16 protein-coding genes are annotated in these 26,390 nt (G+C 73.5%); 11 read left to right on the top strand and 5 right to left on the bottom strand.

What is annotated here, in order from left to right; genetic code table 11:
* Nucleotides 1-12: 12 nt before the first annotated feature.
* On the bottom strand, nucleotides 13-795 hold the full coding sequence (locus ACWD01_RS27500; protein ID WP_451165482.1) for an aminotransferase class IV family protein: 783 nt from the start codon (nucleotides 793-795) through the stop codon (nucleotides 13-15).
* 100 nt (nucleotides 796-895) lie between these two features.
* Here ACWD01_RS27500 and ACWD01_RS27495 point away from each other — a divergent pair, with 100 nt between their 5' ends.
* On the top strand, nucleotides 896-1,114 hold the full coding sequence (locus ACWD01_RS27495) for a hypothetical protein (protein ID WP_451165481.1): 219 nt from the start codon (nucleotides 896-898) through the stop codon (nucleotides 1,112-1,114).
* Complete coding sequence (locus ACWD01_RS27490; RefSeq protein ID WP_451165480.1) at nucleotides 1,111-1,839, top strand: 4'-phosphopantetheinyl transferase family protein; 729 nt, start codon at nucleotides 1,111-1,113, stop codon at nucleotides 1,837-1,839. Before ACWD01_RS27495 ends, ACWD01_RS27490 begins: the two co-directional genes overlap by 4 nt.
* On the opposite strand, the gene ACWD01_RS27485 is transcribed toward ACWD01_RS27490, so the two are convergent.
* The 4 genes from ACWD01_RS27485 to ACWD01_RS27470 all read right to left on the bottom strand — a co-directional run bounded on the left by ACWD01_RS27485 (nucleotide 1,832) and on the right by ACWD01_RS27470 (nucleotide 11,477).
* Entirely contained in the window at nucleotides 1,832-2,518 is a 687-nt protein-coding gene (locus ACWD01_RS27485) for a LuxR C-terminal-related transcriptional regulator (protein ID WP_451165479.1), read from the bottom strand. The two genes, ACWD01_RS27490 and ACWD01_RS27485, sit on opposite strands and share 8 nt — an antisense overlap.
* 364 nt (nucleotides 2,519-2,882) lie before the next feature.
* A complete protein-coding gene (locus ACWD01_RS27480; RefSeq protein ID WP_451165478.1) occupies nucleotides 2,883-5,726 on the bottom strand; it encodes a helix-turn-helix transcriptional regulator in 2,844 nt (947 codons plus the stop codon).
* A gap of 4 nt (nucleotides 5,727-5,730) precedes the next feature.
* Entirely contained in the window at nucleotides 5,731-8,484 is a 2,754-nt protein-coding gene (locus tag ACWD01_RS27475; protein ID WP_451165477.1) for a LuxR C-terminal-related transcriptional regulator, read from the bottom strand.
* Nucleotides 8,485-8,555: 71 nt separating this feature from the next.
* Nucleotides 8,556-11,477: an AAA family ATPase gene (locus ACWD01_RS27470; RefSeq protein ID WP_451165476.1), complete on the bottom strand. Its 2,922-nt coding sequence runs from the start codon at nucleotides 11,475-11,477 to the stop codon at nucleotides 8,556-8,558.
* Nucleotides 11,478-12,271: 794 nt separating this feature from the next.
* On the opposite strand from ACWD01_RS27470, the gene ACWD01_RS27465 reads away from it, so the two are divergent.
* The 9 genes from ACWD01_RS27465 (at nucleotide 12,272) to ACWD01_RS27425 (ending at nucleotide 26,380) form a co-directional block, all read left to right on the top strand.
* Nucleotides 12,272-13,669 (top strand): glycosyltransferase, encoded by a 1,398-nt coding sequence (locus tag ACWD01_RS27465; RefSeq protein ID WP_451165475.1) that lies wholly within the window; start codon nucleotides 12,272-12,274, stop codon nucleotides 13,667-13,669.
* A gap of 38 nt (nucleotides 13,670-13,707) precedes the next feature.
* Complete coding sequence (locus ACWD01_RS27460; RefSeq protein WP_451165474.1) at nucleotides 13,708-14,766, top strand: DegT/DnrJ/EryC1/StrS family aminotransferase; 1,059 nt, start codon at nucleotides 13,708-13,710, stop codon at nucleotides 14,764-14,766.
* A 32-nt stretch (nucleotides 14,767-14,798) separates the two neighbouring features.
* Nucleotides 14,799-15,980, top strand: a complete 1,182-nt coding sequence (locus tag ACWD01_RS27455; protein ID WP_451165473.1) for a cytochrome P450 — start codon at nucleotides 14,799-14,801, stop codon at nucleotides 15,978-15,980.
* Nucleotides 15,981-16,016: 36 nt separating this feature from the next.
* The gene (locus ACWD01_RS27450; protein ID WP_451165472.1) at nucleotides 16,017-16,211 is read left to right on the top strand and encodes a ferredoxin; all 195 of its coding nucleotides are present in this window, start codon (nucleotides 16,017-16,019) and stop codon (nucleotides 16,209-16,211) included.
* 65 nt (nucleotides 16,212-16,276) lie between these two features.
* A complete protein-coding gene (locus tag ACWD01_RS27445) occupies nucleotides 16,277-17,032 on the top strand; it encodes a thioesterase II family protein (RefSeq protein ID WP_451165471.1) in 756 nt (251 codons plus the stop codon).
* Nucleotides 17,032-19,092: an aminodeoxychorismate synthase component I gene (pabB, locus tag ACWD01_RS27440; RefSeq protein ID WP_451165470.1), complete on the top strand. Its 2,061-nt coding sequence runs from the start codon at nucleotides 17,032-17,034 to the stop codon at nucleotides 19,090-19,092. Before ACWD01_RS27445 ends, pabB begins: the two co-directional genes overlap by 1 nt.
* A gap of 105 nt (nucleotides 19,093-19,197) precedes the next feature.
* On the top strand, nucleotides 19,198-24,360 hold the full coding sequence (locus ACWD01_RS27435; RefSeq protein WP_451165469.1) for a type I polyketide synthase: 5,163 nt from the start codon (nucleotides 19,198-19,200) through the stop codon (nucleotides 24,358-24,360).
* 167 nt (nucleotides 24,361-24,527) lie between these two features.
* Complete coding sequence (locus ACWD01_RS27430) at nucleotides 24,528-25,535, top strand: ATP-binding cassette domain-containing protein (RefSeq protein WP_451165468.1); 1,008 nt, start codon at nucleotides 24,528-24,530, stop codon at nucleotides 25,533-25,535.
* Nucleotides 25,532-26,380, top strand: coding sequence for an ABC transporter permease (locus ACWD01_RS27425; protein ID WP_451165467.1), 849 nt, complete (start codon nucleotides 25,532-25,534; stop codon nucleotides 26,378-26,380). Before ACWD01_RS27430 ends, ACWD01_RS27425 begins: the two co-directional genes overlap by 4 nt.
* The last annotated feature ends 10 nt before the right edge of the window (nucleotides 26,381-26,390 follow it).

The following is a 26,390-nucleotide window of genomic DNA, read 5'->3' as shown; positions in this document are numbered from 1 at the left end:
GAGGACCGTGTCCTACGGGGCTTCGCCGGGGACGGACCGGTAGGTCTCGCGAAGGCGCGTCAACACGTGGTGCTCCCTGGGGAGTTCCGTGTCGTCGATCGCCGCCAGGGATCGCACGCCGATGCTCGTGTTCGTCGCGAACGCCGCCGCCATGCGCTTCGCCTCGTTCAGTGTGACCGCGGCGACCCGGTGCTCGGCGTGCTGCTGGAGCAGGGCCATGGTCACGCCGGGCAGCACCTGGGCCTGCGGCCACACCACGGCCCCGGCGGCGTCGACGAAGCCCACGTTCCAGGTGCTGCCCTCGCTGACGAGTCCGTCACGGCCGACGAACAACGCGTCGCCGAATCCGGCCAGTTGGGCCGTGCGGCGGGCGTGCAGCGACCCGAAGAGCCCGACATGCTTGACCTCGGGAAGGTCGCGTTCGTAGGACACACTCATCGCCCGCAGTGGTTCCGCCGGCATCGCTCCGGCGCCGCGTACGGACACCATGATGTGCGGCCGGCCAGCGTCCGCGGGGCGGCCCAGGTCGACCTGAGGGTCGTAGATCGTGACGCGCACGGTGCACGGGCCGCTCCGCCCGTCCAGGCCCTGCCGGACGTACTCCCGGACACGTCCGGTGTCCAGGTCGGTGCCCCAGACGATTCCGCAGTCCTTCACGAGGCGTTCCAGATGGAGGGCGAGGCCGCGGACACGGCCGTCGGCGTCGACCCGCATGGACGTGAAGTGGCCCAGGTTGGTGAGGGCCAGCGGAAGCAAGTCGTCCGTGGATACGGGCTTTCCGTTCAGTGTGACCATGCGCCCAGCATGACACCGCAGGGCATCGGTACGTCCCTACGAGTTTCACTAGCCGCTCGTCCGTAGCCTCGAAGCCCGGCAACGGATGAGGGGCGATGTCATGACGTCGGTCGAGGGAACGGGCGTGCACGGACTGCTGGCCTGGGTGTGCGATCTGCACCGGTTGAACTCCGTCCTGGCGTCGGCACCCGAATCCGGTGCCGTGCCACAGCCCCCGGCGGGGCCCGCGCCGACGGCCGACGTCCCGGACTGGGCCACCCGCTTCTGGCCGCCACCGGGTCCCGCGGTGGCCGCCCCTCCCGAGACGGGTTCCCCATGATCGAGCGCATTCTCCCCATGTCCGTGGTGGGCGTCGACGCCTTCGGTGACCTGCCCCACGCCGCCCTGCACCCGTTGGAGGCCGTGGCTGTGAGGCACGCGACCGGCGCCCGCCGGCGCGAGTTCGCCACCGGGCGGTGGTGTGCGCGGCAGGCGCTGGCCGGACTGCGCGTCCCCGAGGCGCCGTTACTGCCCGGCCGTCACCATGCCCCCGGCTGGCCGGAGGGGGTGGTCGGGAGCATCACGCACTGCGACGGGTACCGGGCGGCGGCCGTGGCGCACAGGTCGGACGTGCGCATGCTCGGAGTGGACGCGGAGCCCCATGCCCCGCTGCCCGCAGGGGTGTTGGAGAGCATCGCGCTTCCCGAGGAGCGGGCGATGGTACGCGAGCTGGGCATCGTCGCACCGGACGTCCACTGGGACCGACTGCTGTTCAGCCTCAAGGAGACCGTGTACAAGGCGTGGTATCCGGCGACCTCCCGCCGGCTGGAGTTCGAGGACGCGCGCATCACGATCGACGCCCCGGCCGCGACCTACTGCGCGCGGGTCCTCGTACCCTCGCCGTTGCGGCAGTCTGGCCGGCCGCTCGACCGTCTGAACGGGCGCTGGCTGGTCAGCCGCGGGCTCCTGGTGGCCGCCCTCGCGATTCCGGCGGAGGAGGCGGCCAGAGCGGCCGGGCCCTTGGGCTCCGGCTGCTCCCGGCACTCCTCGGCATCGGCTACCTGACGAAGTCCTCGACCACCTTGGGCGGCCACACACCCACCTTCAGCACGCCCATGGAGTAGGCGCGCGACACCAGTGCCGCCCTGTTGGGCACCCGCAGCTTCCGGAACAGACAGGTCACGTGGTACTCGACACCCTGCCGGCTGAGGTACAGACGCGCGGCGAGCGGAACGGTCGAGACGCCGGCCGCTATCCCTTCGAGTATCCGGGCGTCGATCTCGCTCAGTATCTTCTTCCGGCTGGGCATGACGTCGGCGTCCACCGGCTCCTCGTCCGAGGTCATCATCACCCAGATCGCCGACACGTCCGGGGTGCTGCTGCGCACGGCGCAGGCCGAGAGTGAGGCGGTGAAGGCCTGGCCGTCGGGCCCGACCGCGAGCATCTCGCTGGTGAAGCGGTCACGTCTGCCCTCGGTGAGCCCGGCGAACTTCCGCAGCAGCGGCTGTTGCGCGCTGGGATGCACCAGATCGGCGAACGGCCGGCCGCAGGGCTGGGTCGAGTCCCCGCCGAACCGTCCGAAGAACTCCTGGTTCGCCTGCTGCACCGTCAGGCTCCGGTCGAGGCAGGCCATGGTGAGGCCCGGCCGGTTGAACAGCGGGTCCCCCGGACCCTTCGGGTCGGCGGTGAAGCCCTGCACCACGGTCTGCGCCACATCTGGCAGCGCGCTTACGGAAGTCGCCATGGAATATCTCGGTCCTTTCATGGCGTGAGGTTTTGCGAAAACGACTGAGTGGAATCCCCGTGAGTCCATGCGGTCCCGATATCGGAGAGACCCGCCAGAACTGAACTCTGCTGTCAACACTAAGCAGTCGACTTCCTGCCGGTCAACGCCGACCCGGCACCGTGGATCAACACTGTGGTCATGGGGTCCAAGGGTTCGGTACGACTCTTGCACTTCGGTGGTTCGGTACGGTGCGGTCTCACTGCGCCGCAGGTCAGCCAGGTGGAGGGCATATGACGGGGACCTCACGGCGGGACGGTCGGTCCACCGAAGCGAGCTTGCAGGACACCGAACCATCCCGTCGGTACCGAAGTGGGGGCTCTGCTCAAGTGCGCGTGGATATCGTCCGCGTGCCCGACATCAGGGCCCGGAGTTGCGGACGTCCCGATATCCCGAGTTTTCTGTAGGAGTTCGTCAGATGCTTTTCCACCACCCGTGAACCAACCCCAAGTTCCGTCGCGATCGCCTGGTTGGTGAGGCCGCTGCCGGCCAGCACCGCCACCCTCGACTCGGTGGGCGTGAGGGTCGGTTCCGGCCGGGCGTCGGCCGGTCCCGGTGTGCCGGGCCGGTCCCGCTCGGCCTGCCAGGGCACGCCGCAGGCCATCGCGAGCGCCGCCGACTCGCACTGCAGCTCCCGCGCCTCGGCGCCCTCGCGCACCGCGCGTGCCAACGCCCGCAACGCCCGGGCCAGTTCCAGCTCGTTGGCCGATCCGCGCAGTACGTCCACCGCGTCGCGCAGCAGGGCTGTGCCCTCACTGTCGCCGCGGAGGCCACCGCGCAGCAGTTGCGCGCGTCCGATCGCGACGGGCGCACCCCAGATCCGGGCCTGGGCATACTCCTCCTCGGCGAGTGCCCGCGCGGATTCCAGTTCGCCACGACGGTGCAGAAGCCGGATCGTCCAGGGCCGCCACGGGAACAGCACCGGGTTTCGCCAGCCGGCCGCCTCCAGTTGGCGGCCGCAGGCGAGCACGGTGTCCAGGGCCCGGTCCGGTTCGCCTCGTTGGGCCTCCGACTGCGCCTCCGTCAGCCGCAGCAGGGTGGTGGAGAACAGGTTGCCCGCCGACCGCTGTCCACCGGCCTCGGTCCTCACCCGCTGGCCGAGGGCCGTGTCCCCGGTCTCCAGGGCGACGGCGGCCAGCACGCCGACAGCGCCGGCGGCGGTGTCGCCGTGCCGGACGCTCACGGCGTGCTCGAAGGCCAGTTCGGCGTGCTCCCGCGCGTGTGCCGGCCGGCCCCGGGCCAGCAGGACCGTGGCGAGTTCGACCTGGACCAGGGGATCCGGTCCGCCGCCGGCCCGCTGGTGCCGCTCGCGGGCCGCCAGCCAGTCGGCCAGTGCGTCCACCTGGTCGGCGGCGGTGAACACCGCTGCCAGCAGCGGCAGCACGGACGGGGAACCGGAACCGGTGGCCGGCACCCGCTCCAGGATCCGCGCGGCCTGCCGGGCGGCCTCGTACGCGGGCAGCCGGCCGCTGAGCGTGGCCGCGTAGAGCAGTACGGCGAGCAGCTCGCGGTCGGCGCCGGAGCAGACGGCCGGCTCCTCGGGCCGCTCACGCAGCCACTTCACCGCCCCCGCGAGTTCGGCGGGCTCCTGACGGGCGCTGTGCCGCAGTCGGGCCTCCAGCCGCAGGGCCAGCCCGCGTGCCGAGCCGGTCAGCCGGTCCGGGGAACCGAGATCGGCGGCGGCCTGCCGGAGGATCTCCATGCCGGAGGGGCCGACCGTGCGGAGGAAGCCCGGCGAGATCCGCAGTGCGGCCGCGGCCCGGTCGTGCGGGGTGTCCAGCAGGGCGACCGCCTGGGCGGTGTGGCGTTCACAGGCGGCGCTGTCGTAGGCGCTCTCCGCCGCCGCCAGGTCGATCAGCAGACGCGCGCGGTCCTCACCTTGTTCGGGGCTGTCGAGCAGGGTGCGTCGCAGGAAGCGGGCGGCCTCCTGGGGGGCGCCCCGCCGCAGCGCCGCGTCCGCCGCGGTGCGCAGGACGGCGGCGGACCATCCGTCGCCCGGGGTGGCGGCCGACATGATCTGGCCCGCGACTTCTTCGGCGGGGTGTCCGGCCTCGTGCAGCAAGGCGGCCGCCCGCTCGTGCCAGCGTCCACGCTCGGCCATGGACATGGCGGCCTCGGCCGCGTCCTGGACCACCGGGTGGACGAATTCCGGGACGCCTTCGGCCACGAGCAGTCCCAGCCGGTACAGGACGCGCAGGGCGCCGGACTCTCCGATCGCGTCGAGGCCGGCCAGTCGTCCGGCGAGCCCGGGGGTCTCCTGCCCGCCGAGGACCGCTATCGCGGCGGTCAGGTCGCGGACCGGCGCGGTCTGCGCGCGCAGGCAGTCGGCGAGCCGTTCGCGCAGCGGCACCGGCCGCAGCGTGCCGACGGCCGCAGCGTGTGCGGCGCCGGGCCGCGCCCCGGCGGCCTCCAGGGCCGGCAGCAGCGCGCGCAGGAACACCGGGTTGCCGCCGGACGCCCGGTGGCAGGCCCGGACGAATTCCTCCTCGCCGCTCTCCCCGAACTGTTCACGCACCAGCTGCCCGGTCGCCTCGGTGGACAGCGGGGCCAGTCGCGTCACTTGGGTCGCGGCGTCGGTCACCGCGCACACCAGCGGGTGCCGGGCGCGCGGGTCGCCGTCGCGCAGGGTGCAGACGAGGACGGCGCGCATGCCGTGCGGGCGGCCCGCGAGGTAGGACAGGAGCCCCAGCGACCGGGTGTCGGCCCACTGGACGTCGTCGACGAGGATCAGCAGGGGCCGGTCACGGCCGAGCCGGGTCAGCATGACGCGCAGGTCCGGCAGGAACGCGTCGAGGGGCGCCGACGGGTCGTCCACACCGGCCGACAGGAGGTCTTCTGCTCCGGTGTCCTCATCGGGCGGGAAGACGGCCGCTCCCCCTTCCCGCTCGGCGAACCCAGCAGAGGCGCCGAGGTCGTCAGAGGCGTCGAGGGTCAGGCTGTCGAAGAGCTGGCGCACCACGCCGAAGGCGAAGTCCTGTTCCATGACCGCCGCGTTGGCGCGCATGACCCGCACGTTCTGGACGTCGAGCCGTCGCGGCAGTTCCCGCAGCCAGGCGGATCGGCCGATGCCGAGGGGTCCGGCGAACAGCAGGAGCGAAGACCTGCCGTCGGCGGCCGCCTGCAGGGCCTCCTGCACCAACGCCGTCTCGGCTGTCCGTTCGAGCAGCATGGGCTCACCGTCCTTCCATGTCGCGTACGAGTACGCGGAGTTCTTCCCGGCCGGCGATCCGCAGGGTCCGGTAGACCCGGCTCAGCCGGAGCTCAACGGCACGGCGCGACAGGGACAGAAGTTCAGCGATCCGGGTGTTGCTGTGCCCGTGGGCGGCGAGCGTCGCCGTACGGGCGTCCCGTTCCGACAGCTCGGCCCAGACGGCGGGCCGGGAGGTGTCGGGGCCCCGCGCGGGCGAGAGTTCCGCGCCGAGCCGCCGGACGCACTGGGCCATCGGGCCGCGCGGGTAGGTGGCCGTGAGCACCCTGAGTTCGGCGACGGCCGCGGCCGCCGCGTGCCGGCTGCCGCCCGCCGCGAGCTCCGCGGCGGCGAGGTCGGCGAGCGCGCGCTGGTACGCGGGGCCCGCCGGGCCGCGGCCGAGAAGACCTGCCGCGTACCGGGCGCGGGCCGGACCGTCGTGTGCGGTCAGCGGTCCGGCGTTCAGCTCCGCCCAGCCGACCGGACCGGGCGCGCCCCATTTGCGGGCCAGCCGCAGCTCCTCCGCACCCAGCCGGTGCGCCTCGGCCTCCTGCCCGGTCGAGCGCAGGATCCGCGCGGCGGCCGAACGCCAGGGCAGTAGCGCGGGGTTGACGTGGCCGCGGTGCAGCAGCAGGCGGCCGCATTCACGCAGCAGGTGCACGGCGTCGACGGGGTCCTCCGCGGCGGCGACCATGGCCCGGGCGAAGAGCAGGTGCGGCCAGTACGCGCTGCGGCGCGCGGCTTCCCGGACCGGCTCGGCGGCGAGTGTCCCGGCCCGTGCGGTGTCTCCGCGTTCGAGGTCGACGGCGATGCGCATGGCCCGTAGCTGTGCCGTCACGGCGGGGTGCGTGCTGGGCCGTGGCAGCGCGCGTTCGGCGGCGGCGATGTCCCGTTCGGCCGCGGCGAGCAGGCCGCCGCGCAGGTTGAGTTCCGCACGCGCGGCGAGGATCCGGGGGGCCGCTATCCATTGGCCGTCGGCCTGTACGCAGGTGAGCAGGGCGCTCAGGCCTGCCTCGGCCTCCTCGTGGTCCCCGGTCAGGCACAGTGCCTCGCAGGCTGCGAGGCGGGGCATGAGCAGGGCGCCGCGCGCCGGTCGGGCGAGGGCGGTGCGGGCGAGGTCCCGCACCGTGGCCAGGCCCTCACCGGCCAGGGCGAGCTGCCAGGCACGGGGCCCGGCCTGAACGGGGGAGGCGGGGAGGGCGGGCAGCGGGGGCATCCGGGGAACGACGCGTTCGGCGGGTTCCCGGTCGGCCGGGTCGGCCGCCCAGAACAGGGCGACGAGGGCCTCCTGTTCCTCCGCGGCGACAACCGGGCGGGCCTCCGCGGCGGCCCGGCGCATCCCGTCGGTGTCCCCCGCGGACAGCCCCAGGTCCAGCGCGCGCAGCCGCAGGGCGGAGCGGCCGCTGTCGCGGGTCCGGATGAGCTCGCCGAGCCGGCGGACGCCCGCCTGTGGAGAGGTGACGAGTTCGGCGGCGGCCAGGTCGAGCGTCGTACGGGCGTACGGCTCCTCGTCGAGCGGTTCGCGCAGGGCGCGGGCCAGGAAGGCGGCCGCCCGGGCGTGGTCGCCCTCCCGATGGGCCGCCACGCCGGCACGGCGCAGTACCGGAACCGACCAGGGCTCACCGAGGGGACGGGCGTGCAGCAGCAGTCCCCCGACCTCCTGGTCGGCGGCGCCGGTGCGCCGGGCGAGCCGGGCCGCGGCGCCGTGCAGGGCGGCCCGTTCGGCCGCTTCCGTCTCGGCCAGGACGCGCAGGCCGGCCTCGGCGCCGATGCGGGTGCCGGCGCGGGTGGTGCGGACGAAGCCGGTGGCGTCCAGGACGGCGCGCAGCCGGGCTTCGCCGAGGTGGCCGAGTCCTGCGAGGGCGCAGACGGACGGGAAGTCGAGGACCGGGCCGGCGACGGCGAGGACGCGCAGCGCGGCGACGGTCTCCGGCGGCAGCCCGCGCAGCACCCGGCCGATGTGGTCGTCCAGCGCCGCGCGGCCGACGGCTTCGAGTTCGGCGATGCGGGGGGCGACCGGGAGGTGCCCCCGCCGGGCGAACTGCCTCAGCGCCGCGTGGAGCACGGCCGGGATCGCTGCCGACGTCCGCAGGGCGGCCGCGGTGAACTCCGATTCGCCCTCGACCCCGCACACGGCGCGTACGGTGCGTACGGCGTCCGCGAAGGACGGCGGGGCCAGCACCAGTTCGCAGGCGCTGTCCGGGTCGGGGGAGGCGGCGGCCAGGCCCCGCCAGCCGGGGCCGAGGACGGCGGCGTCGCTGCCGCTCGCCAGCACGGCCAGGGGCGCGGTGGCAGAGCGTCGTATCAGGGCCAGGAGCCAGTGCAGCGAGTCCGGGTCGGCCCATTGGGCATCCTGGAGGACCAGCAGGAGGGGGTTCCGGCGGGCCGCGCGCAGCACCGGAGCCGGCCCGGCGCGGACGGACGCGTCGAGACCGGTGAGCAGTTGGGCGGCCACGCCGTGGCGCATCCCGGGCTCGGACGGAACCGCCCGGGCAGTGAGCACCCGCAGGCCGCGGGCCCTGGCGAGCCGCGCACACCAGCGGGCCAGGGCGTTCTGACCGTAGCCGGGGCGCCCGGTGAGGGTGACGACGCAGGAGCGTCCGGCGGCGAGACCGTCGAGCAGCAGACTCAGGGTGTCCTGTTCACGGCTGTGATGCGACAACGGGCCGTCGGCCCCGCGCGGGGCGGGTTCCGGCGGGGCGGCGGGGAGCGGGAGGTCCGGGAAGACCGAGAGCGACATGGAGGGGACCGGGTTCCGGGGTCGTTGGTGGGGGGACGGACCTGCGGTTCCGACGTGCGGGCCGATGCCGGTCAGCCGCCCCACGCGGGGACGGCGGGGGTACGGAGGGCGGCGGCCAGCGCCGCGCGGCTCCGGACCCCCAACTTGCGGTAGGCGCTGGTCAGATGGGTCTCGACCGTGCGCAGCGTGACGCACAGGGACTCGGCGGCGTTCCGGTTGCTGGCGCCGTCCAGGACCAGCCCGACGACCCTGCGTTCGGCCTCGGTGAGCAGGTCCTCCCGTGAACCGGTGAGCTCCGGCATGCGCCCGCCCGCGGTGATGAGCAGCCGGCGCGCGCCGAGGGCGAGGGGCAGCGCCCCGCAGGTGTGGGCGAGGTCGGCGGCGGAGCGCAGCTGCGGGCGGGCCTTGGCCCGGTCCCCCTGGGCCAGCAGGCGGCGGCCGAGCAGGAAGGAGGCCCGCGCGTACTCGGTACGGGCGGGCGAGGCGGCCAGTGCGTCGGCGGCCTCCCCGAGCAGTTCGAGGCCGGCCCGGCCGGGGGTGATGACACCGCGGGCGAGGGCGGCGATGCCCAGGGCGTGCGGGGTGCCCCAGCGACGGGCGAGTTCACCGCCGTATTCCGCGTGGCCGCGGGCATCCTGCGGCCGGCGCAGGGCGGCGAGGGTGTGGCATGCCTCGGCCCACCAGGGGGCGAACACCGGGTTGGCGAGGCCGGCTTCCCGCTGTGCCCGGCCGGCGGCGAGCAGCAGGCGCAGCGCCCCTTCATGGTCGCCGAGGGCGCTTCGGGTACGGGCGTGGACCATCAGGCAGAGGTGCTGTTCCATGACGGGTCCGGTAGACGACTGCGGGGCGGTCCCCGCGAGGACGCCCTCGGCACGGGCGGCCTCGCCGCTGTCGCTGAGGGCCGCCGCGAGCACCAGCCGGGGCAGGTGCAGGCGCGGCGGCGCCCCACCGGCCGCGGCGAGGGCCGCGCGGGCATCGGCCATCGCCTCGTGGATGGCGCCGGTGCCGTGCAGCACGAACGCGCGGGCGGACAGGACGAGGGCTGCGGCCCAGCCGGCTTCCGGCTCCTCGACGCGGGCCGTGGTCTCGGCCCGGGTCCTGGGCGTCCGGGTCTGGGTCGTCTGGGTCTGGGGCGTCTGGGTCTGGGCCTGGGTCACCGCGTCGTTCAGGACGGTGAGGGCTTCGCCGCTCTCTTCGGCGAGGGCGAGCACCGTGCAGGACGCCAGCACCGGCCAGGAGGCACGGAGCCCTGGGGCGTCCAGTGCTCGGCGGGCGTGCGTGGTCGCGGTGTCGCGTGCGTTGTCGTAGAGCGCGGTGACCAGGGCGCTCACGGCCTCCGTGTCGGCCGGGCGGGGCCCGGGCGTGCGGTCGTCAGCCCCGAGCTGCGCCGTGGTGCTCGTACGGCCGGTCGAGCCTGTCAGGAGCAGGGCCGATTCCAGGGCCAGGGCCGGCTCCTGGAGGCCGGTCCCCGAGCGCAGTTCGGCCAGCACCCGGGTGGGGGCCCGGCCGGGGGGAACGCCCTGCCCGGCGGCCAAACAGGTGGTGGTGTACTGCACGGCCGCCGCGGCACGCGCCCGGAGGTCGGGTGCCTGGTCGAGGGCGTCGCGGAGCAGGGCGAGGGCGGCGTCCGGGTCGGTGTGGGCCACGAGGCCGGCCAGCCGGAGCCGTAACGTGTGGTCCTCGGGCGTGGCGTCGAGCACGCGGCGCAGATAGCGCGCGGCGGCGGTGGGGGCGCCGCGGTTCTCGGCGCCGGCGGCGGCGTCCGTCAGCAGCGAGATCATCCAGGGCCGGGGGGTTCCGGGGATCGCCAGCAGGTGTCCGGCGACCTCTTCTGCCGGGCGGCCGGCGTCGCTGAGGAGCTGGGCCGCCCGGGCCCGGAGCCGGGCGAGGGCGGCGGGGGCGAGCGGTTCGAGCACCGCGGTGCGTACGCCGTCGCTCGTGAAGTCGGTGCGGCCGGGCGCCAGGAACTCCGTTTCGCGCAGTACGGAGACGGCGTCCTCGACCTGGACGGTGGAGACGCCGGCCAACGCGGCGACGTGGTCGGGCAGATCGTCGCCGAGCACCGCTATCGCCGTGGCGACGGCCTCCACCCAGCCGGGTCTTCTCTCGAAGAGGGCTCTGATCGACAGCGCGTTCAGGCGGCCGCTCAGTTCAGTGGCGTACCGGGCGCCTTCGAGGTCGGGCCGGACCCCCGCGCGCCGCAGCTCCGCCAGCAGCCGGACAACGTTTCCCGGATTGCCGCCGCAGGCGTCGGCGACCCGGTCCGCGAACGGCGGCTCGACCGGGCGGCCGAAGGCCCGGCGCGCCATCTCGCCGACCGCGGCCGGGCTCAGCGGACCCAGAGGCACGGTGGTGCACGAGGGGTGGGCGGCGAACCTCGCCCACGGGGTGCTGTCGGCGGTCGAGGCCTCGGTGCCGCGGGCCAGGATCAGCAGCAGGGGCAGCCCGTCCGCCCTGCGCAGCAGGAAGTCGAGCCAGCGCAGGGTGTACGCGTCGCACAGGTGGGCGTCGTCCAGGACGAGGGCGAGGGGGTGGCGCGCGGCCAGGCTGACGGTGAGCCTGAACAGCCCCTGGAGCACCGTGTAGTCGGCGTCGAAGGCGAAGGGCGGGCGGTCCGTCCCGGGCATCAGCGCGGGCAACGCCCGACGGGCGGTGCCACGCAGCAGCGGGTGAGCCGGGGCGCTCTCGCCCACCAGGCCGAGCGGCCGCAGCAGCGCCCGGATGCCTTCGTACGGGGCGGTGGCGGTGTCCGCGCCGCCGCACGTTCCGTGCAGCGCCCGCATGCCCCGTGGTCCGGGGCGGGTTCCGCCGCGGTCGCCCCCGAGGAATGCGTGGACGAGGCTGCTCTTCCCGATACCGGGCGGTCCGGTCAGGACCACGATTCCGGAGAGCCCCACGCGCGCCGCCGCGGCCCGCGCGGACAGCACATCGATTTCTTCGTCGCGGCCGAATACAGCTCCGCTCGTGCCTGCGGGTCCCGACTGGTCAGTCAAAGACGCCCCCTATATGGAACGAAAAGGGCCGAATCCCCATCAGGCCCAATTTCGACAGGAATCCAAACGATCATCCTGTGGCAGGATACCCGAGCCAACCGGCCCCCTGCGTATGGAATCCAGCCAAGGAGAGTAAAGACAACGTGGCCTGGACGGACTCGATCGACATGCCGAACTTTCCCCTCCGCCCGCGCCCGCGCAGGCCCGCGGAGGCGCTGGACGCGCCAAGTCCAAGCAGGCATCTGATCTATTTAGTTGGTGGTTCGGGGTGATTTCGCGACTGCCCGCACGGGCGGTCGTTGGACGGCGCGTGAATGCTCGTCGTCCTTATCGCGACGATGTCTCCTCCGATGCGCGCCCGGCTTTGTTCGAATCGGTCTTCACCGCGTGGCAAGGCGGCCGAACGGGCCCTGGCCCGGCGACCCGGGCGCACGCTGCTCCCGGGCGCGGCCCGGAACCACCGCGGCCGTGTTCGATGCGCGGGGCATGTGAGAACCTCGGCCAACGTGGCCGAGATCAGCCGGGTCGGCGACGCCGGCAGCAGGATCGAACAAGGCGGACGCACCCGATCAGGCCGGTGCGCGGCCCCGGCTCCGTGCGGCGCTCCTGGCCGAGGCCCGCAGCACGGACGCCCTCGCCCTCGCCGGGCGGCGGCCGGCGGCTCGTCCCCGCCGGGGCCGGCGCGGCCGGCCCCGGGTGTCACTCCGTTAGGAGATCTAAGGATTTCCCGGTACGGCCCGTGAGACCAAGTACGGGTGCAGCCAACCCCACCGGGCGATGCCCCCAGGAGTGCGATGAGCCCCACCCAGAACACCGCGCAGCGGCCCGTTCTCTTCGTCAGCCTGCCGGAGAGCGGGCTGTTGAACCCGCTGCTCGTGCTCGCGGCCGAGCTCTCGCGGCGGGGCGTGCCCGATCTCTGGTTCGCGACGGACGAACCCCGACGGGCCGATGTGGAGCGCCTGTCGGAGGGTTCCGGCGTCGGATTCGCCTCGCTGGGCGAGGTCTTCTCCGAGCTCTCCGCGGTCAGCTGGCCGGACGAGGTGTACCGCGAGGTGACCCAGGCCTCCCGCTTCAAGGCGCACCGCGCCGTGGTCCGGCAGTCCTACCGTCCCGACCTCCAGGCCGAGAAGTTCAAGCGGCTGGATTCGCTGGTCGGGAAAATCAACCCGACCCTCATGGTGATCGACTGTGTCGCCTCGTTCGGTATCGACGTGGCGCTCACCCGCAATGTTCCGTATGCGCTCAGCGTCCCCTTTCTGCCGACCAATGTACTCACCTCGCTCAACCCCTTCGGGCCGTCCGGAACGCCCCGCGACTTCCCTGTCCCGCATTCCGGATTTCCGTACCCGATGAGCTTTTCCCAGCGCATACGTAACGAGCTGTTCAAATACCGCACCCTGGGCATGTTTTTCCACCCGGCCATGGGCAAAGTGCTGTCCGAGGACGCGCGTCTGCGCAAGGAACTGGGCCTGCCCAAGCCCAATCCGATGACCAGGGTCGACCGGGCCGAGCTGGTCCTGTGCAATTCCGTCGCCGAGTTGGACTACCCGTTCACCGTGCCGGACCGGATGAAACTCGTCGGGGCCATGGTGCCGCCGCTGCCGGAGGCTCCGCGCGGCGAGGAGGACGGCGGGCTCGCGGACTGGCTGGACGCCCAGTCCTCGGTGGTCTACATGGGTTTCGGGACCATCACCCGGCTCACCCGGGAGCACGTCGCCTCCCTGGTCGAGGTGGCCCGCCGGCTGCAGGACCGTCATCAGGTCCTGTGGCGTCTGCCCGCCGAGCAGCAGCACCTGCTGCCGGCCGCCGACACCCTGCCCGGCAATCTGCGGATCGAGAGCTGGCTGCCCTCCCAACTCGACGTGCTCGCCCATCCGAACGTCCGGCTGTTCTTCACGCACGGCGGCGGCAACGGCTTCAACGAGGGCATGTACTTCGGCAAGCCGATGGTGGTCCGGCCGCTCTGGGTGGACTGCTACGACCAGGCGGTGCGCGGTCAGGACCTCGGTCTGAGCCTGACCCTGGACCGGCCGCGGGACGTCGACCCCGACGACATCGTCGACAAGCTGACCCGGGTCCTCGGCGATCCGGGATTCCGCGAACGCGCCGAACGGATCGGCGAGCTTCAGCAGGCGGCCGGCGGGCGCGGCACCGCGGCCGACCTGCTCCTCGGGCTGCCCGCCCTGTCCTGAACCAGCCTCTCTGCCCCGCCACTTCGACCGAGGACGACATGTCCATCAAGTACCCCGTTTCCCGGCCCAGTCTCAAGGGCCGGGAACTCGCCTACGTCACTGAAACGATCACCGACGGCTGGATCTCCTCCCAGGGGCCGTACGTCCGGCGCTTCGAAGAGGCGTTCGCCGAGTACTCCGGTATCGCGCACGGCGTCGCCTGTTCCTCCGGGACCGCGGCCCTGACCCTGGCGCTGCGCGCACTCGGCGTCGGCCCCGGCGACGAGGTGATCGTTCCGGAATTCACCATGGTGGCCTCGGCCTGGGCGGCGAGCCATGCCGGCGCGACCCCGGTGTTCGTGGACTGCGCCGACGATCTCAACATCGACCCGGCGAAGATCGAGGAGAAGATCACTCCCCGGACCAGGGCCGTCATGCCCGTCCATGTCTACGGCCGCCGCTGCGCCATGGACGCGATCATGAACATCGCCCACGACTACAACCTGCGCGTGGTGGAGGATTCCGCCGAGGCGCACGGCATCCCCCCGGTCGGTGACATCGCCTGCTACTCGCTCTTCGCGAACAAGATCATCACAGCGGGCGAGGGCGGCATCTGCCTCACCGACGATCCCCGGCTGGCCGGGCAGATGGCCCATCTGCGCGCGATGGCGTTCACCGAGGACCACAGCTTTCTGCACAAGAAGCTGGCCTACAACTACCGTATGACCGCCATGCAGGGCGCCGTGGCGCTCGCCCAGGTGGAACAGCTCGACGACTTCCTCGACCTGCGCCGCGCGATCGAACGCCGTTACGACCAGGGCCTGGCGGACATCCCCGGCATCACACTGATGCCGCCGCGCGACGTGCTGTGGATGTACGACCTGCGGGCCGAGCGCCGGGACGAGCTGCGGGCCTTCCTGGCCGCAGAGGGCATCGAGACCCGGGTGTTCTTCAAGCCGATGAGCCGCCAGCCCGGCTACCACGACCCCGTCTGGCCGTACCTCAACGCCAGCCGGTTCAGCGAAGACGGGCTCTATCTGCCCACGTACACCGAACTGACCGCCGCGGACCAGGAATACGTGACCGGGAAGGTCCGCGCCTTCTACGACGCGGCCTGAGCCCGCGCACCGACCGACGGAGAACGAGGGCCATGACCGGCACCGCCGAACCGAAACTTGTCCCCTTCCCACTGCGGGTACCGGGCGAACCGTTCCCGCCGCCCCGCTACGAGTCGTACCGCCGCAGCAAGGGGCTGGTGCCGACCCAGCTCCCGAACGGCAGCCGGGTCTGGCTGGTGACCCGGCACGCGGAGGTGCGGGCCGTCCTTACCAGCAAGAAGATCAGCGCGAACCCCGACCGCGAGGGCTTCCCGCACATCAGCGACACGATGGGCGTGCCCCGCCAGGAGCAGATCCCCGGCTGGTTCGTCGGCCTCGACTCGCCCGAACACGACCGGTTCCGCAAGGCTCTGATCCCTGAGTTCACCGTGCGCCGCGTACGCGCGATGCGCCCGGCGATCGAACGCACCGTGGACGAGCTGATCGACACCATGCTGGCGGCCGGCAACTCGGCGGACCTGGTGGCGGACTTCGCCCTGCCCGTGCCGTCCCTGGTGATCTCCTCGCTGCTCGGCGTGCCGCCGGTGGACCGCGACTTCTTCGAGTCCCGTACCCGCACCCTGGTCGCCATCCGCACCACCACCGAACGGCAGCGCGACACCGCGGCCAAGGAGCTGCTGCGCTACATCAACCGGCTCGTCGGCATCAAGGCGCAGTGGCCGGGCGACGATCTGATCAGCAGGCTCCTCGCCACCGGCGCCATCAGCACCCAGGAGATGACCGGGGTGCTGATGCTGCTGCTCATCGCGGGCCACGAGACCACCGCGAACAACATCGCCCTCGGCGTGGTGACCCTGCTGCTCAACCCGCAGTGGATCGGCGACCAGCGGGCGGTCGAGGAGACGCTGCGCTTCCACTCGGTCGCCGACCTGGTGTCCCTGCGTGTCGCCGTCGAGGACGTCGAGATCGGCGGCCAGCTGATCCGGGCCGGTGAGGGCGTCATCCCGCTGGCCGCGGCGGCCAACCACGACGAGTCGGCGTTCGCCTGCCCGCACGCCTTCGATCCCGCCCGCACCGAGCGCCATCACGTGGCCTTCGGTTACGGCGTGCACCAGTGCCTGGGACAGAACCTGGTCCGCGCCGAGATGGAAATCGTCTACCGGCGGCTCTTCGAGCGGATCCCGACCCTCGAACTCGCCGTGCCGGTGGAGGAACTCCCGCTCAAGCACGACGGCGTCCTGTACGGACTGCATGAACTCCCCGTCCGCTGGTAGCCGTTGCCCGCGGCCCGCCCTCCCGAAAGAGAACCGATGCGTATCACCGTGGACACCGACCGCTGTATCGGCGCCGGACAGTGCGTGCTGTCCGCACCCGGCGTGTTCGACCAGGACGAGGACGGGCTGGTCCTCGTCCGCGGCTCCGACCCGGCGCCCGAGGACCACGACACCGTGTACCAGGCGGGCGACCTGTGCCCCGCCCACGCCATCACCGTCCACGAGGACTGAACATCCCACCGCGCCGCCCCCGCACCGGCCGACACCCTCCCCCGCTCCTCAGAAAGGACCGTGCCTTGAACCGCTCGGACCACTCCTCGGCGCTGTGGCTGCGCCGCTTCCACCCGGCCGCCGACCTCCCCGTCCGGCTGGTCTGCTTCCCGCACGCCGGCGGATCCGCCAGCTTCTTCCACCCGGTGTCGGCACGGTTCTCCTCCGCCGCCGACGTCATCGCCCTGCAGTACCCCGGCCGCCAGGACCGCCGCAAGGAGCCCTGTGTCCAGGATCTCGGCACCCTGGCCGACCTCATCGTCGACGAGCTGCTGCCCCTCGACGAGAAGCCCACCGTGTTCTTCGGGCACAGCATGGGCGCCGTACTCGCCTTCGAGACGGCCTGGCGGCTGGAGCAGAAGGGCGCCCACGAGCCGAAGTCCGTGATCGCCTCCGGCCGTCGCGGCCCGTCCACCACGCGCGCCGAGACCGTGCACCGCCGCGGCGACGACGGCATCATCGCCGAACTCCGGCTCCTCAACGGCACCAACCCGGACCTCCTCGGCGACGAGGAGGTGCTGCGCATGGCCCTGCCCGCCATCCGCGGCGACTACGAGGCCATCGAGAAGTACCACTGCCCGGCCGGCCGCACGCTGCGCTGCCCGGTCACCGTGCTCACCGGGGACGCCGACCCGCGCACCTCGCGCGCCGAGGCCCGGGCCTGGCAGGAGCACACCGAAGGCGCGTTCCGGATGGAGGTGTACCCGGGCGGCCACTTCTTCCTCACCGACCACATCAAGGCCGTGGGCGACGAGATGGCACGAGAACTCGGGATCCTGTGATGCGCACCCTCCTCGTCGACAACTACGACTCCTTCACCTACAACCTCTTCCACTACCTCGCCGAGGTCAACAGCCAGGAGCCGGAGGTGATCCGCAACGACGACCCCTCCTGGCGGGAGGGCCTGCTCAAGGAGTTCGACAACGTCGTGCTGTCGCCGGGGCCCGGCACGCCGCACCGCCCGGCCGACTTCGGCCTGTGCGCGCGCATCGCCGAGGAGGGCCGGCTCCCGGTGCTCGGCGTGTGCCTCGGCCACCAGGGCATGGCGCTCGCCCACGGCGGCGGGGTCGGCCCGGCCCCGGAACCGCGCCACGGGCGGACCTCGCTGGTGCGGCACGACGGCACCGGGCTGTTCGAGGGCATCCCCGACCCGCTGGAAGTGGTCCGGTACCACTCGCTGGCCGTCACCTCGCTCCCGCCCGTGCTGGAGGCGATCGCCCACAGCGCCGACGACGGGGTGGTGATGGCGCTGCGCCACCGCACCCTGCCGCTGTGGGGCGTGCAGTTCCACCCCGAGTCGATCGGCACGGACAGCGGGCACCATCTGCTGGCCAACTTCCGCGACCTGACGTACGCGCACGGCCGCCGCCCACGGCGCCCGGCCCGCCCGCAGGCGCCGGCCCCGGCCACCACACCTGGCACAGCACCCGCCCGCGAGCTGCGGGTACTGGTCGAGCGGCTCGACACCCGCTGGGACGCCGAACCGGTCTTCGACCAGCTCTTCCGCACCGGCGCGCACGCCTTCTGGCTGGACAGCAGCCGCACCGACGCCCGGTTCGGGCAGGTCTCGGTCATGGGCGACGCCTCGGGGCCGCTGGCCCGCACCGCCACCGCCGACGTGTCGGCCGGCACCGTCGCCGTCACCGCCAACGGGGAGACGCACACCGTGCGCAGCCCGTTCTTCGACTGGCTGGAGCGGGATCTCGGCGCGCTTCACACCGAAGTCCCGGACCTGCCCTTCGAGTTCGCGCTCGGCTGGGTCGGCTGCCTGGGCTACGAGCTCAAGGCCGAGTGCGGCGGCGAGGCGGCCCACCGCTCCCCCGACCCGGACGCCGTGATGGTGTTCGCCGACCGGGCCGTCGTACTCGACCACCGTACGGACACCACGTACCTGCTCGCGCTCGCCGAGGACGGCGACGAGGCCGCCGCCCGCGCCTGGCTGCGCGCCACCACCACCGAGCTGGCCCGGCTCGCGGGGCGGCCGCCCGCGTCCTGCGCGCCGCCGCCCGGGCTCACCGCGGCGGACCTGCGCCCGCGCCACGACCGCGACGCCTACCTCAAGCTCATCGCCGTCTGCCACGAGGAGATACGCGCCGGCGAGACGTACGAGGTCTGCCTGACCAACATGATCGAGGCGGAGACCGCCCTCGACCCCTGGCAGGCCTACCGCCATCTGCGCCGGGCGAGTCCGGCCCCGTTCGCCGCCTTCCTCGGCTTCGGCCCCCTGTCGGTGCTGAGCACATCCCCCGAGCGGTTCCTACGCATCGACCGGCAGGGCCGGATGGAGTCCAAGCCCATCAAGGGCACGCGCCCGCGGCACGCCGACCCGGCAGAGGACGCCCTCCTCGTCGCCGACCTCGCGCAGAGCGAGAAGGACCGTGCCGAGAACCTGATGATCGTCGACCTCGTCCGGCACGATCTCGGCCGGTGCGCCGAGCTGGGCACGGTCGTCGCCGACCCGGTCTTCCAGGTCGAGTCCTACGCCACCGTGCACCAGCTCGTCAGCACGGTACGGGCGCGACTGCGCCCCGGCACCGGCGCGGTGGCGGGCGTCCGCGCGGCGTTCCCCGGCGGGTCCATGACGGGCGCGCCGAAGATCCGCACCATGCAGATCATCGACCGGCTCGAGGGCGGCCCCCGCGGCGTCTACTCGGGTGCGATCGGCTACTTCTCGCTCACCGGCGCGGCCGATCTCAGCATCGTCATCCGCACCGTGGTGCTGAGCGGCGGCAGACTGCGCTACGGCGTGGGCGGCGCGGTGATCGCCCTGTCCGACCCGGCGGCCGAGTACGAGGAGACGCTGGTCAAGTCGGCGCCGCTGCGCGCCCTGCTGCACGGCTAGCCGACGCGGTGCGCACCCGCGTCCGCAGGGTCTAGGGCTTTTCCCGGTCGGCGCGGGGCCAGCATGGGGCGGCAACACACCCAGCGGCCGGCCTTCTCGGGAGTAATGGTGTCCGTCCATGTCGATGACTACGCGGTCCGACCGGCCGCCGACCCGTGCGGAGCGCTGCGCGGCCTGACCCTGCCGGCCGTCTTCCGCGCCGCCGCGCGGCAGGATCCGGAGGCCGTGGCCCTGAGCGACGGCGACCGGCACCTGACGTGGCGGCAGTGGTCGGCGGAGGTCGACGCGCTCGCCCGGGCCCTCCAGGAACGGGGTGTCGGCGTCGGGGACGTGGTCGCGGTCCAGTTGCCCAACTGCTGGGAGTACCAGAGCCTGCACCTCGCCGTCGCGGCGATCGGCGCTGTCATGCTGCCCGTCCACCAGGGCCATGGCAGCGCCGACGTGCTGGCGCTGGTGGAACGGGTGGCGCCGGTGGCGATGGTGCTGCCCCCGGACTCCGCGCACGCCGCCGACGCCCGGGCCCTCGCCGCGATGCGGGCGGCCGTGCCCTCGCTGCGTTCGGTCCTGGTGCCGGGCGCCGGCTCGGCGGGCCTTGTCGGTGTCGGCGTACTGCTGGAGCAGTGGGCGGGCGCCGCCCCGCACCCGGTCGACGTACGGCCGGAGATGCCGCTGGTGCTGCTGCCGTCCTCCGGGACGACGTCCGCCCGGCCCAAGATCTGCCTGCACAGTCACGACGGGCTGATGTCGAACACGGCTGCCGTGACCGAGGAGGCGGCCGGCACCTTCGACGGAGCGGTGCTCACCGCCTGCCCGCTCACCCATCTCTTCGGCCTCCAGTCCCTGCACTCGGCGCTCTTCGCCCGCTGCCGGCAGGTACTGCTGCGCGGCTGGGACGTGGACCGGTTCCTGGACCTGGCGCGCGAGGCGCGCCCCGGCGTGGTCTTCGCCGTGCCCGCCCAGCTCCACGACGTGGGCGCCCGGCTCGCGGACACCGGGGCCCCGGCCGGATTCCGGCCGCGCGAGGTGCGGACGGCCGGCGCGGCCGTGCCGGCCGCACTGGTCGCCCAGGTGCGCGAACTCCTCGGCTCCCCGCTGGTCGTGGTGTGGGGCATGTCCGAACTGGGCACCGGCACCTGCACGTCCGCCGCCGACCCCGCCGAGGTGGCCGCCCGCAGCGTGGGCCGCCCGACCTTCGGCGCGAGCGTACGCGTCGTCCGCGAGGACGGCGCCGAGTGCGCGCCCGGCGAAGCGGGCGAGCTGCGGTACCGCAGCCCCGGCATGTTCCGCGGCTACTACGGGGATCCGGAGCTGACCGGGGCGGCGGTAACCGAGGACGGCTGGCTGCGCACCGGCGACCGGGCGAGCGTGGACGGCGACGGTCGGGTGCGCTTCCTCGGCCGCTCGGCCGAGCTGATCAACGTCGGCGGCCGAAAATTCGACGCGACCGAGATCCAGGGGCTCCTCGCGGACATGCCGGGCCTCGGCCCGGCGGCCGTGGTCGCCCGACCCGACCGACGGCTGGGCGAGTACCCATGCCTGGTGGTCACCGGGCGCGCCGAACGCGCCGTCACGCTGGCGAAGGTGACCGCGTTCCTGCTGGAGCGCGACATCGCCGACTACAAGATCCCGCTGGAGCTGGTGACGGTCGACGAGCTGCCGCGCACCCCCGCCGGCAAGCTGCACCGGCGGGCCCTGGAAGCCCTGCTGGCTGAACGGGGACCGGCCGCCGGGACCGGTGGCGGCTCGGTGCCCGCGTCCCACGCACAGGCCCTGGAACTGGTCCGCGCGTGCGTCACCGAAGCACTGGCGCCGGCCAGCGAGGCCGCCCCCATCCAGGCGGGCGCCACCTTCCGCAGCCACGGCCTGGACTCCGTCCGCAGCATCCGGCTGCGCAACCTGCTCGCCGAGGCGACCGGTCTCCCACTTCCCGCCTCCCTCGCCTTCGACTTCCCCACCCCGCAGGCCGTGGCCCGCCACCTGCGGGGCGAGAGCGGCGAGGACGCCGCTGCCTCCCCACCCGTGGCGAGCGACGACCCCGTCGCCGTCGTGGGCATGGCCTGCCGGCTGCCCGGCGGAGTCCACGGCCCCCAGGACCTGTGGGACCTGGTGGCCAACGGCCGGGACGCGATCGGGCCCTTCCCCGAGGACCGCGGCTGGGACCTCGGCCGGCTCTTCGACGAGGACCCCGAACGCCCCGGCACCTCGTGCACCCGCGAGGGCGGATTCCTCGCCGGCGCGGGCGCGTTCGACGCGGGGTTCTTCGGCTTCTCCGACCGGGAGGCCCTGGCCTCCGACCCCCAGCAGCGACTGCTGCTGGAGACCGCGTGGGAGGCCCTGGAACAGGCCGGGATCGACCCGGCCACGCTGCGGGGCACGGACACCGGGGTCTTCGCGGGCGCCATGTACCACGACTACACACCCTCGGTGTCCGGCGGCGACCGTCCGGACCTGGAAGGGCTGCTGGCCCTCGGCACCGCCGGCAGCGCCCTGGCGGGCCGGATCTCGTTCACCTTCGGCCTCCAGGGGCCCGCGCTGACCGTGGACACGGCCTGCTCGTCCTCACTGGTCGCGCTCCATCTCGCCTGCCGCTCGCTGCGGTCGGGCGAATCCTCCCTGGCACTCGCGGGCGGAGTGGCCGTGATGGCCACCCCGGCGTCCTTCACCGAGTTCTCCCGGCTGCGCGGGCTCGCCCCCGACGGCCGCTGCAAGTCCTTCGCCGACGCCGCCGACGGCGCGGCCTGGTCGGAAGGCGTCGGGCTGCTCGTCCTCGAACGGCTCTCCGACGCCCGGCGCAACGGGCACCCGGTCCTCGCCCTGGTCCGCGGCTCTGCGATGAACCAGGACGGCGCGTCCAACGGGATCACCGCGCCGCACGGACCCGCGCAGCGGCGGGTGATCCGGCAGGCACTCGCCGATGCCGCGCTGACCGCCGCCGACGTGGACGCGGTGGAGGCGCACGGCACCGGAACCACGCTAGGCGATCCGATCGAGGCGCAGGCCCTGCTCGGCACGTACGGCGCCGCGCGCGACGCGGCCCGGCCCCTGTGGCTGGGCTCGGTGAAGTCGAACATCGGCCACGCGCAGGCCGCCGCGGGCGTCGCCGGGGTGATCAAGACGGTGCTCGCGCTGCGCAACGGCGTACTGCCCAAGACCTTGCACGTGGACGCGCCGACCTCCCACGTGGACTGGTCGCCCGGCACCGTACAGCTGCTCACCGAGGCGCGGCCGTGGCCCCGGGAGACCGGGCGGGCCCGCCGGGCCGCGGTGTCCTCGTTCGGGATCAGCGGGACCAACGCGCACGTGATCCTGGAGGAGGCCCCGGAGGAGACCGCGAAGGAGACCGCCGGCGGCCGGCCGGCCGGCCCGGTGGCCTGGGTGCTGTCCGCGCGCGAAGCGGCCGCCCTGCGCGACCAGGCCCGCCGGCTGGCGGCGCACGTGGCGGCCCGGCCCGAGCTGTCGGCCAGGGACGTCGCCTACTCGCTGGCCACCGATCGGACCGTGCATCCGCAGGCCCAGGCGTTCGTCGTCGGCACAGCACCGGACGAACTTCTGGATTTCGTCGGGGAACTGACCGGACGCGAGTTCCCGGCCGGTGTCCCGGCGGACGGGGACCTGGCGTACGTCTTCGCCGGGCAGGGCAGCCAGCGGCCCGGCATGGGGCGCGAACTGGCCCGTGCGTACCCGGTGTTCGCGACGGCGCTACGGGAGGTGTGCGACGCGCTCGACCCCCTGCTGGACCGGCCGCTGACCGAGGTGATGTGGGCGGCCGAAGGCCCGGACGCCGAGCTGCTGGACCGTACGGGCTACACACAGCCGGCGCTCTTCGCCCACGGTGTGGCCCTGTACCGGCTGTTCGAGTCGTGGGGCGTGGCGCCCGGCCGGCTGGTGGGCCATTCGGTGGGCGAGATCACCGCCGCGCACGTCGCGGGACTGCTCTCCCTCGAGGACGCGGCCCGACTGGTCGCCGCCCGGGGACGGCTGATGCAGCAACTGCCGCAAGGTGGCGCGATGCTGGCCGTACGGCTCCCGGAAACCGAGCTGGGCCCGTGGCTGGAGGGCCTGGCCGGTGGGCCGGTCGCGGTGGCCGCCGTCAACGGGCCGCACTCCGTGGTCCTTTCCGGCGCCGCGGAGCCGGTGGAGGAGTTGGCCGGGAGGCTGGTGGCCGCCGGTGTGCCGGCGAAGCGGCTCGCCGTCAGCCACGCCTTCCACTCCCCGCTGATGGACCCGATGCTGGACGAGTTCCGCGAGGCCGTCGGCGCACCGCCGGTCGGGGCGTCGGCGGTTGACGCATCGGCCGTCGGCGCGGCGGCCGGCGCCGCGTTGGGTTTCGCCGCACCAGCCGTGCCGGTCGTGTCGTGTCTGACGGGGGCCCCGCTCACCGCCGCCGAGGCACACGATCCGGACTTCTGGGTACGGCACGTCCGCGAGCCGGTCCGCTTCCACGACGCGGTCGGCCGACTGCTGGCCGACGGTACCGGAGCCTTCCTGGACTCGGGCCCTCGGCCCGCCCTGACGCCGATGCTCGACGAGTGCCTGGCCGAACGCCCGGCGCCGGCGGCCGTCGTCCCCGCCGGGGGCGGCGCCGAGGAGCGGTCGGTGCTCGCGGCGGTCGCACGGCTGCATCTGCACGGGACGCCGGTGGCCTGGGAGTCGGTGCTCCCCGGCGCGGTGGCCGTGCCGCTGCCCACGTACCCGTTCCAGCACCGCACCTACTGGGCCGCGGGCGGGGTTCCCGTGGCGGATCCCCCCGCGACGCCGTCGATGCCGGCGGACCGGCTCCGCGGTCTGGGCCCGGCCGAACAGCGGGCGCTGCTCACCCGGTTGGTGCTCGACGAGACCGAAGCCGTGCTCGGCGGCCACCCCCTGACCGCCGACGACGCGGAGGCGGCCTTCTCCGACATGGGCATCACGTCGGTCAGCGCCGTCGAGCTGCGCAACCGGCTGACGGCGGCCACCGGGGCGCGACTCCCGGCCACCCTGGTGTTCGACCACCCGACCCCGGCGGCCGTGGTCCAGCTCGTACAGCAGGGCCTGGCGGAACGACCCGGCGGGCCGGCCGGCCGTACCGCGGCCGGCCTCGTGGCCGAGCTGGACGAGTTGCTGTCCGCAGGCTCGGACCTGGACCCGGACAGCGCGGCCCGCCTGCGGGCCCTCGTACGCGCCCGGGGGCCGGTTCCCCCTGCCGGCAGTTCGGCCGCCGCCCCCTTCGACCTCGACACCGCCTCCGACGAGGACCTGTTCCGGCGTCTGGACGGCGTCGACCACTGACGGACCGCCCCGGTCCTGCATCACAGCCGATCGGCACCCGTGCCGGTCGGCTGTTCCCCTTCCCGGACTCACCCGAGTCCTTCCGGACTCCCCGAATCAACAACCCCACGACTCAACACCCCGACGGCTGAACAGCCTGCAACAACCCGACGACCCAGGAGAACTCCATGAACGGGCTCCCCATCGAGCCTCCCGAGACCATGATCGAGGCGCGGGGCCTGAGCAAATCCTTCGGCACGGTGCACGCCTTGGACTCGGTCGACCTTTCCGTCCCCCGGGGTACCGTGCTGGGCCTGTTGGGCCACAACGGCGCGGGCAAGACCACTCTGGTGGGCGTCCTCACCACCGCGCTCCCGCCGACCTCCGGCACGGCATCGGTCGCCGGGTACGACGTGGCGTGCCGACCGCGCGAGATACGCCGACGCATCGGCCTGACCGGGCAATTCGCCTCGGTGGACGGCCAGTTGACCGGCCGGGACAACCTGGTGCTGATCGCCAGGCTGCTGGGCGCCGGCCGCCGGGCGGCCCGGGTCCGCGCCGACGAACTGCTCGAACTGTTCGCCCTCCAGGAGGTGGCCGGGCGGCGCGCCCGCACGTACTCCGGCGGGCTCCGGCGGCGGCTCGACCTCGCGGCGGGCCTGGTCGGCCACCCCGAGGTGGTCTTCCTCGACGAGCCGACCACGGGCCTGGACCCGGCCGCCCGGCTGGGCCTGTGGGAGATCGTCGAAGGGCTGGTGGCCGAGGGCGCCACGGTGCTGCTCACCACCCAGTATCTGGAGGAGGCCGACCGGCTCGCGGACTCCATCACCGTCCTGTCGGGCGGCCGGGTCATCGCCAACGGCACGGCGGCGGAGCTGAAGGCGGCCGTCGGCCGTCGCACCGTCACCGTCACGCTGGACCCGGCGGCCGACCGGGAGGCCGTGGTCGGGGCGCTCCGCCGGGCCGCCATGGACCCGGCGGTGGCCCCGCAGACCGACTGCCTCGTCATCCCGATCGACGCGTCGAAGGACGTGGCGACAGTGATCCGCGTCCTGGACGGGGCCGGGGCGGAAGCGACCGAGCTGTCCTTCGGCGAACCCTCCCTCGACGACGTCTACCTCGCCCTGGCCGGCCGGGCTCCCGCGGCCACCCGGCATCCCTCGCTCGCCCTGTCCGCAGGAGGACCTGCCGCATGACCGCCACCACCACCGCCACCCCAGCCGTCACCGCCGGCCCGCTGCCGCTGCGGCGGCACGAGTGGCCGGACAGTTCGGTGTTCCTCCAGATCCGCGTGCTGACCGCACGCTCACTGCGCTCGATGGTGACCGACCCGGGCGTGGTGCTCTTCGGCCTGCTCCAACCGGTGATCATCCTGTTCGTGCTGACGCAGGTGTTCAGCAAGATGGGCGCACCGCCGCACTTCCCCGCCGGGATCACGTACCTCGATTTCGTGCTGCCCGCGGTGCTGGTCGACAACGCGGTGCAGTCGGCGGTCCAGTCGGGCGTCGGGCTCGTCGACGACCTGAAGAACGGGGTGGTGGCCCGGCTGCGGTCGCTGCCGATCATGCCGTCCTCGCTGCTCGTCGCCCGCAGCCTCGCCAACCTGGTGCGCAGCGCGGTGCAGGTCGTGGTCATCCTGGCGCTCGCCTCCGGTGTGCTCGGCTACGCGCCGAACGGCGGGGCGGCCGATCTGGTGGCCTCGGTCGGGCTGACCCTGTTCATGAGCTGGTCGCTCGGCTGGGCGTTCATCGCGGCCGGCGCCTGGCTGCGGCGGGCCGAACCGATGCAGAACCTCGCGGTGATCGCCATTCTGCCGATGATGTTCGCGTCCAGCGCCTACATCCCGGTCAAGGACCTGCCGGACTGGCTGGCCGCGGTCGCCGGGGTCAACCCGCTCACGTACGCGATCGACGCAACGCGCGCGCTCGCGCTGGGCATTCCGGGTGCGGACGCGATCGTCCCGGCGCTGGTCATCGGCAGTGTGATCGCCGCGGTGGGCGGCGCCCTCGCGGTGCTCGGCTTCCGCCGGCCGGTGCAGTAGCCACCCGCGG

The sequence above is a fragment of the Streptomyces sp. NPDC002835 genome, assembly GCF_053591995.1.
Note: the sequence above shows the minus strand (reverse complement) of the source record. Positions and strands in the feature narration are given on the sequence as shown.

Excerpts from the sequence above, each read along its gene's own strand:
- ACWD01_RS27500 (WP_451165482.1), bottom strand. The coding sequence starts at position 795 with ATGGTCACACTGAACGGAAAGCCCGTATCCACGGACGACTTGCTTCCG.
- ACWD01_RS27495 (WP_451165481.1), top strand. The coding sequence starts at position 896 with ATGACGTCGGTCGAGGGAACGGGCGTGCACGGACTGCTGGCCTGGGTG.
- ACWD01_RS27490 (WP_451165480.1), top strand. The coding sequence starts at position 1,111 with ATGATCGAGCGCATTCTCCCCATGTCCGTGGTGGGCGTCGACGCCTTC.
- ACWD01_RS27485 (WP_451165479.1), bottom strand. The coding sequence starts at position 2,518 with ATGGCGACTTCCGTAAGCGCGCTGCCAGATGTGGCGCAGACCGTGGTG.
- ACWD01_RS27480 (WP_451165478.1), bottom strand. The coding sequence starts at position 5,726 with ATGCTGCTCGAACGGACAGCCGAGACGGCGTTGGTGCAGGAGGCCCTG.
- ACWD01_RS27475 (WP_451165477.1), bottom strand. The coding sequence starts at position 8,484 with ATGTCGCTCTCGGTCTTCCCGGACCTCCCGCTCCCCGCCGCCCCGCCG.
- ACWD01_RS27465 (WP_451165475.1), top strand. The coding sequence starts at position 12,272 with ATGAGCCCCACCCAGAACACCGCGCAGCGGCCCGTTCTCTTCGTCAGC.
- ACWD01_RS27460 (WP_451165474.1), top strand. The coding sequence starts at position 13,708 with ATGTCCATCAAGTACCCCGTTTCCCGGCCCAGTCTCAAGGGCCGGGAA.
- ACWD01_RS27455 (WP_451165473.1), top strand. The coding sequence starts at position 14,799 with ATGACCGGCACCGCCGAACCGAAACTTGTCCCCTTCCCACTGCGGGTA.
- ACWD01_RS27450 (WP_451165472.1), top strand. The coding sequence starts at position 16,017 with ATGCGTATCACCGTGGACACCGACCGCTGTATCGGCGCCGGACAGTGC.
- pabB (WP_451165470.1), top strand. The coding sequence starts at position 17,032 with ATGCGCACCCTCCTCGTCGACAACTACGACTCCTTCACCTACAACCTC.
- ACWD01_RS27435 (WP_451165469.1), top strand. The coding sequence starts at position 19,198 with ATGGTGTCCGTCCATGTCGATGACTACGCGGTCCGACCGGCCGCCGAC.
- ACWD01_RS27430 (WP_451165468.1), top strand. The coding sequence starts at position 24,528 with ATGAACGGGCTCCCCATCGAGCCTCCCGAGACCATGATCGAGGCGCGG.
- ACWD01_RS27425 (WP_451165467.1), top strand. The coding sequence starts at position 25,532 with ATGACCGCCACCACCACCGCCACCCCAGCCGTCACCGCCGGCCCGCTG.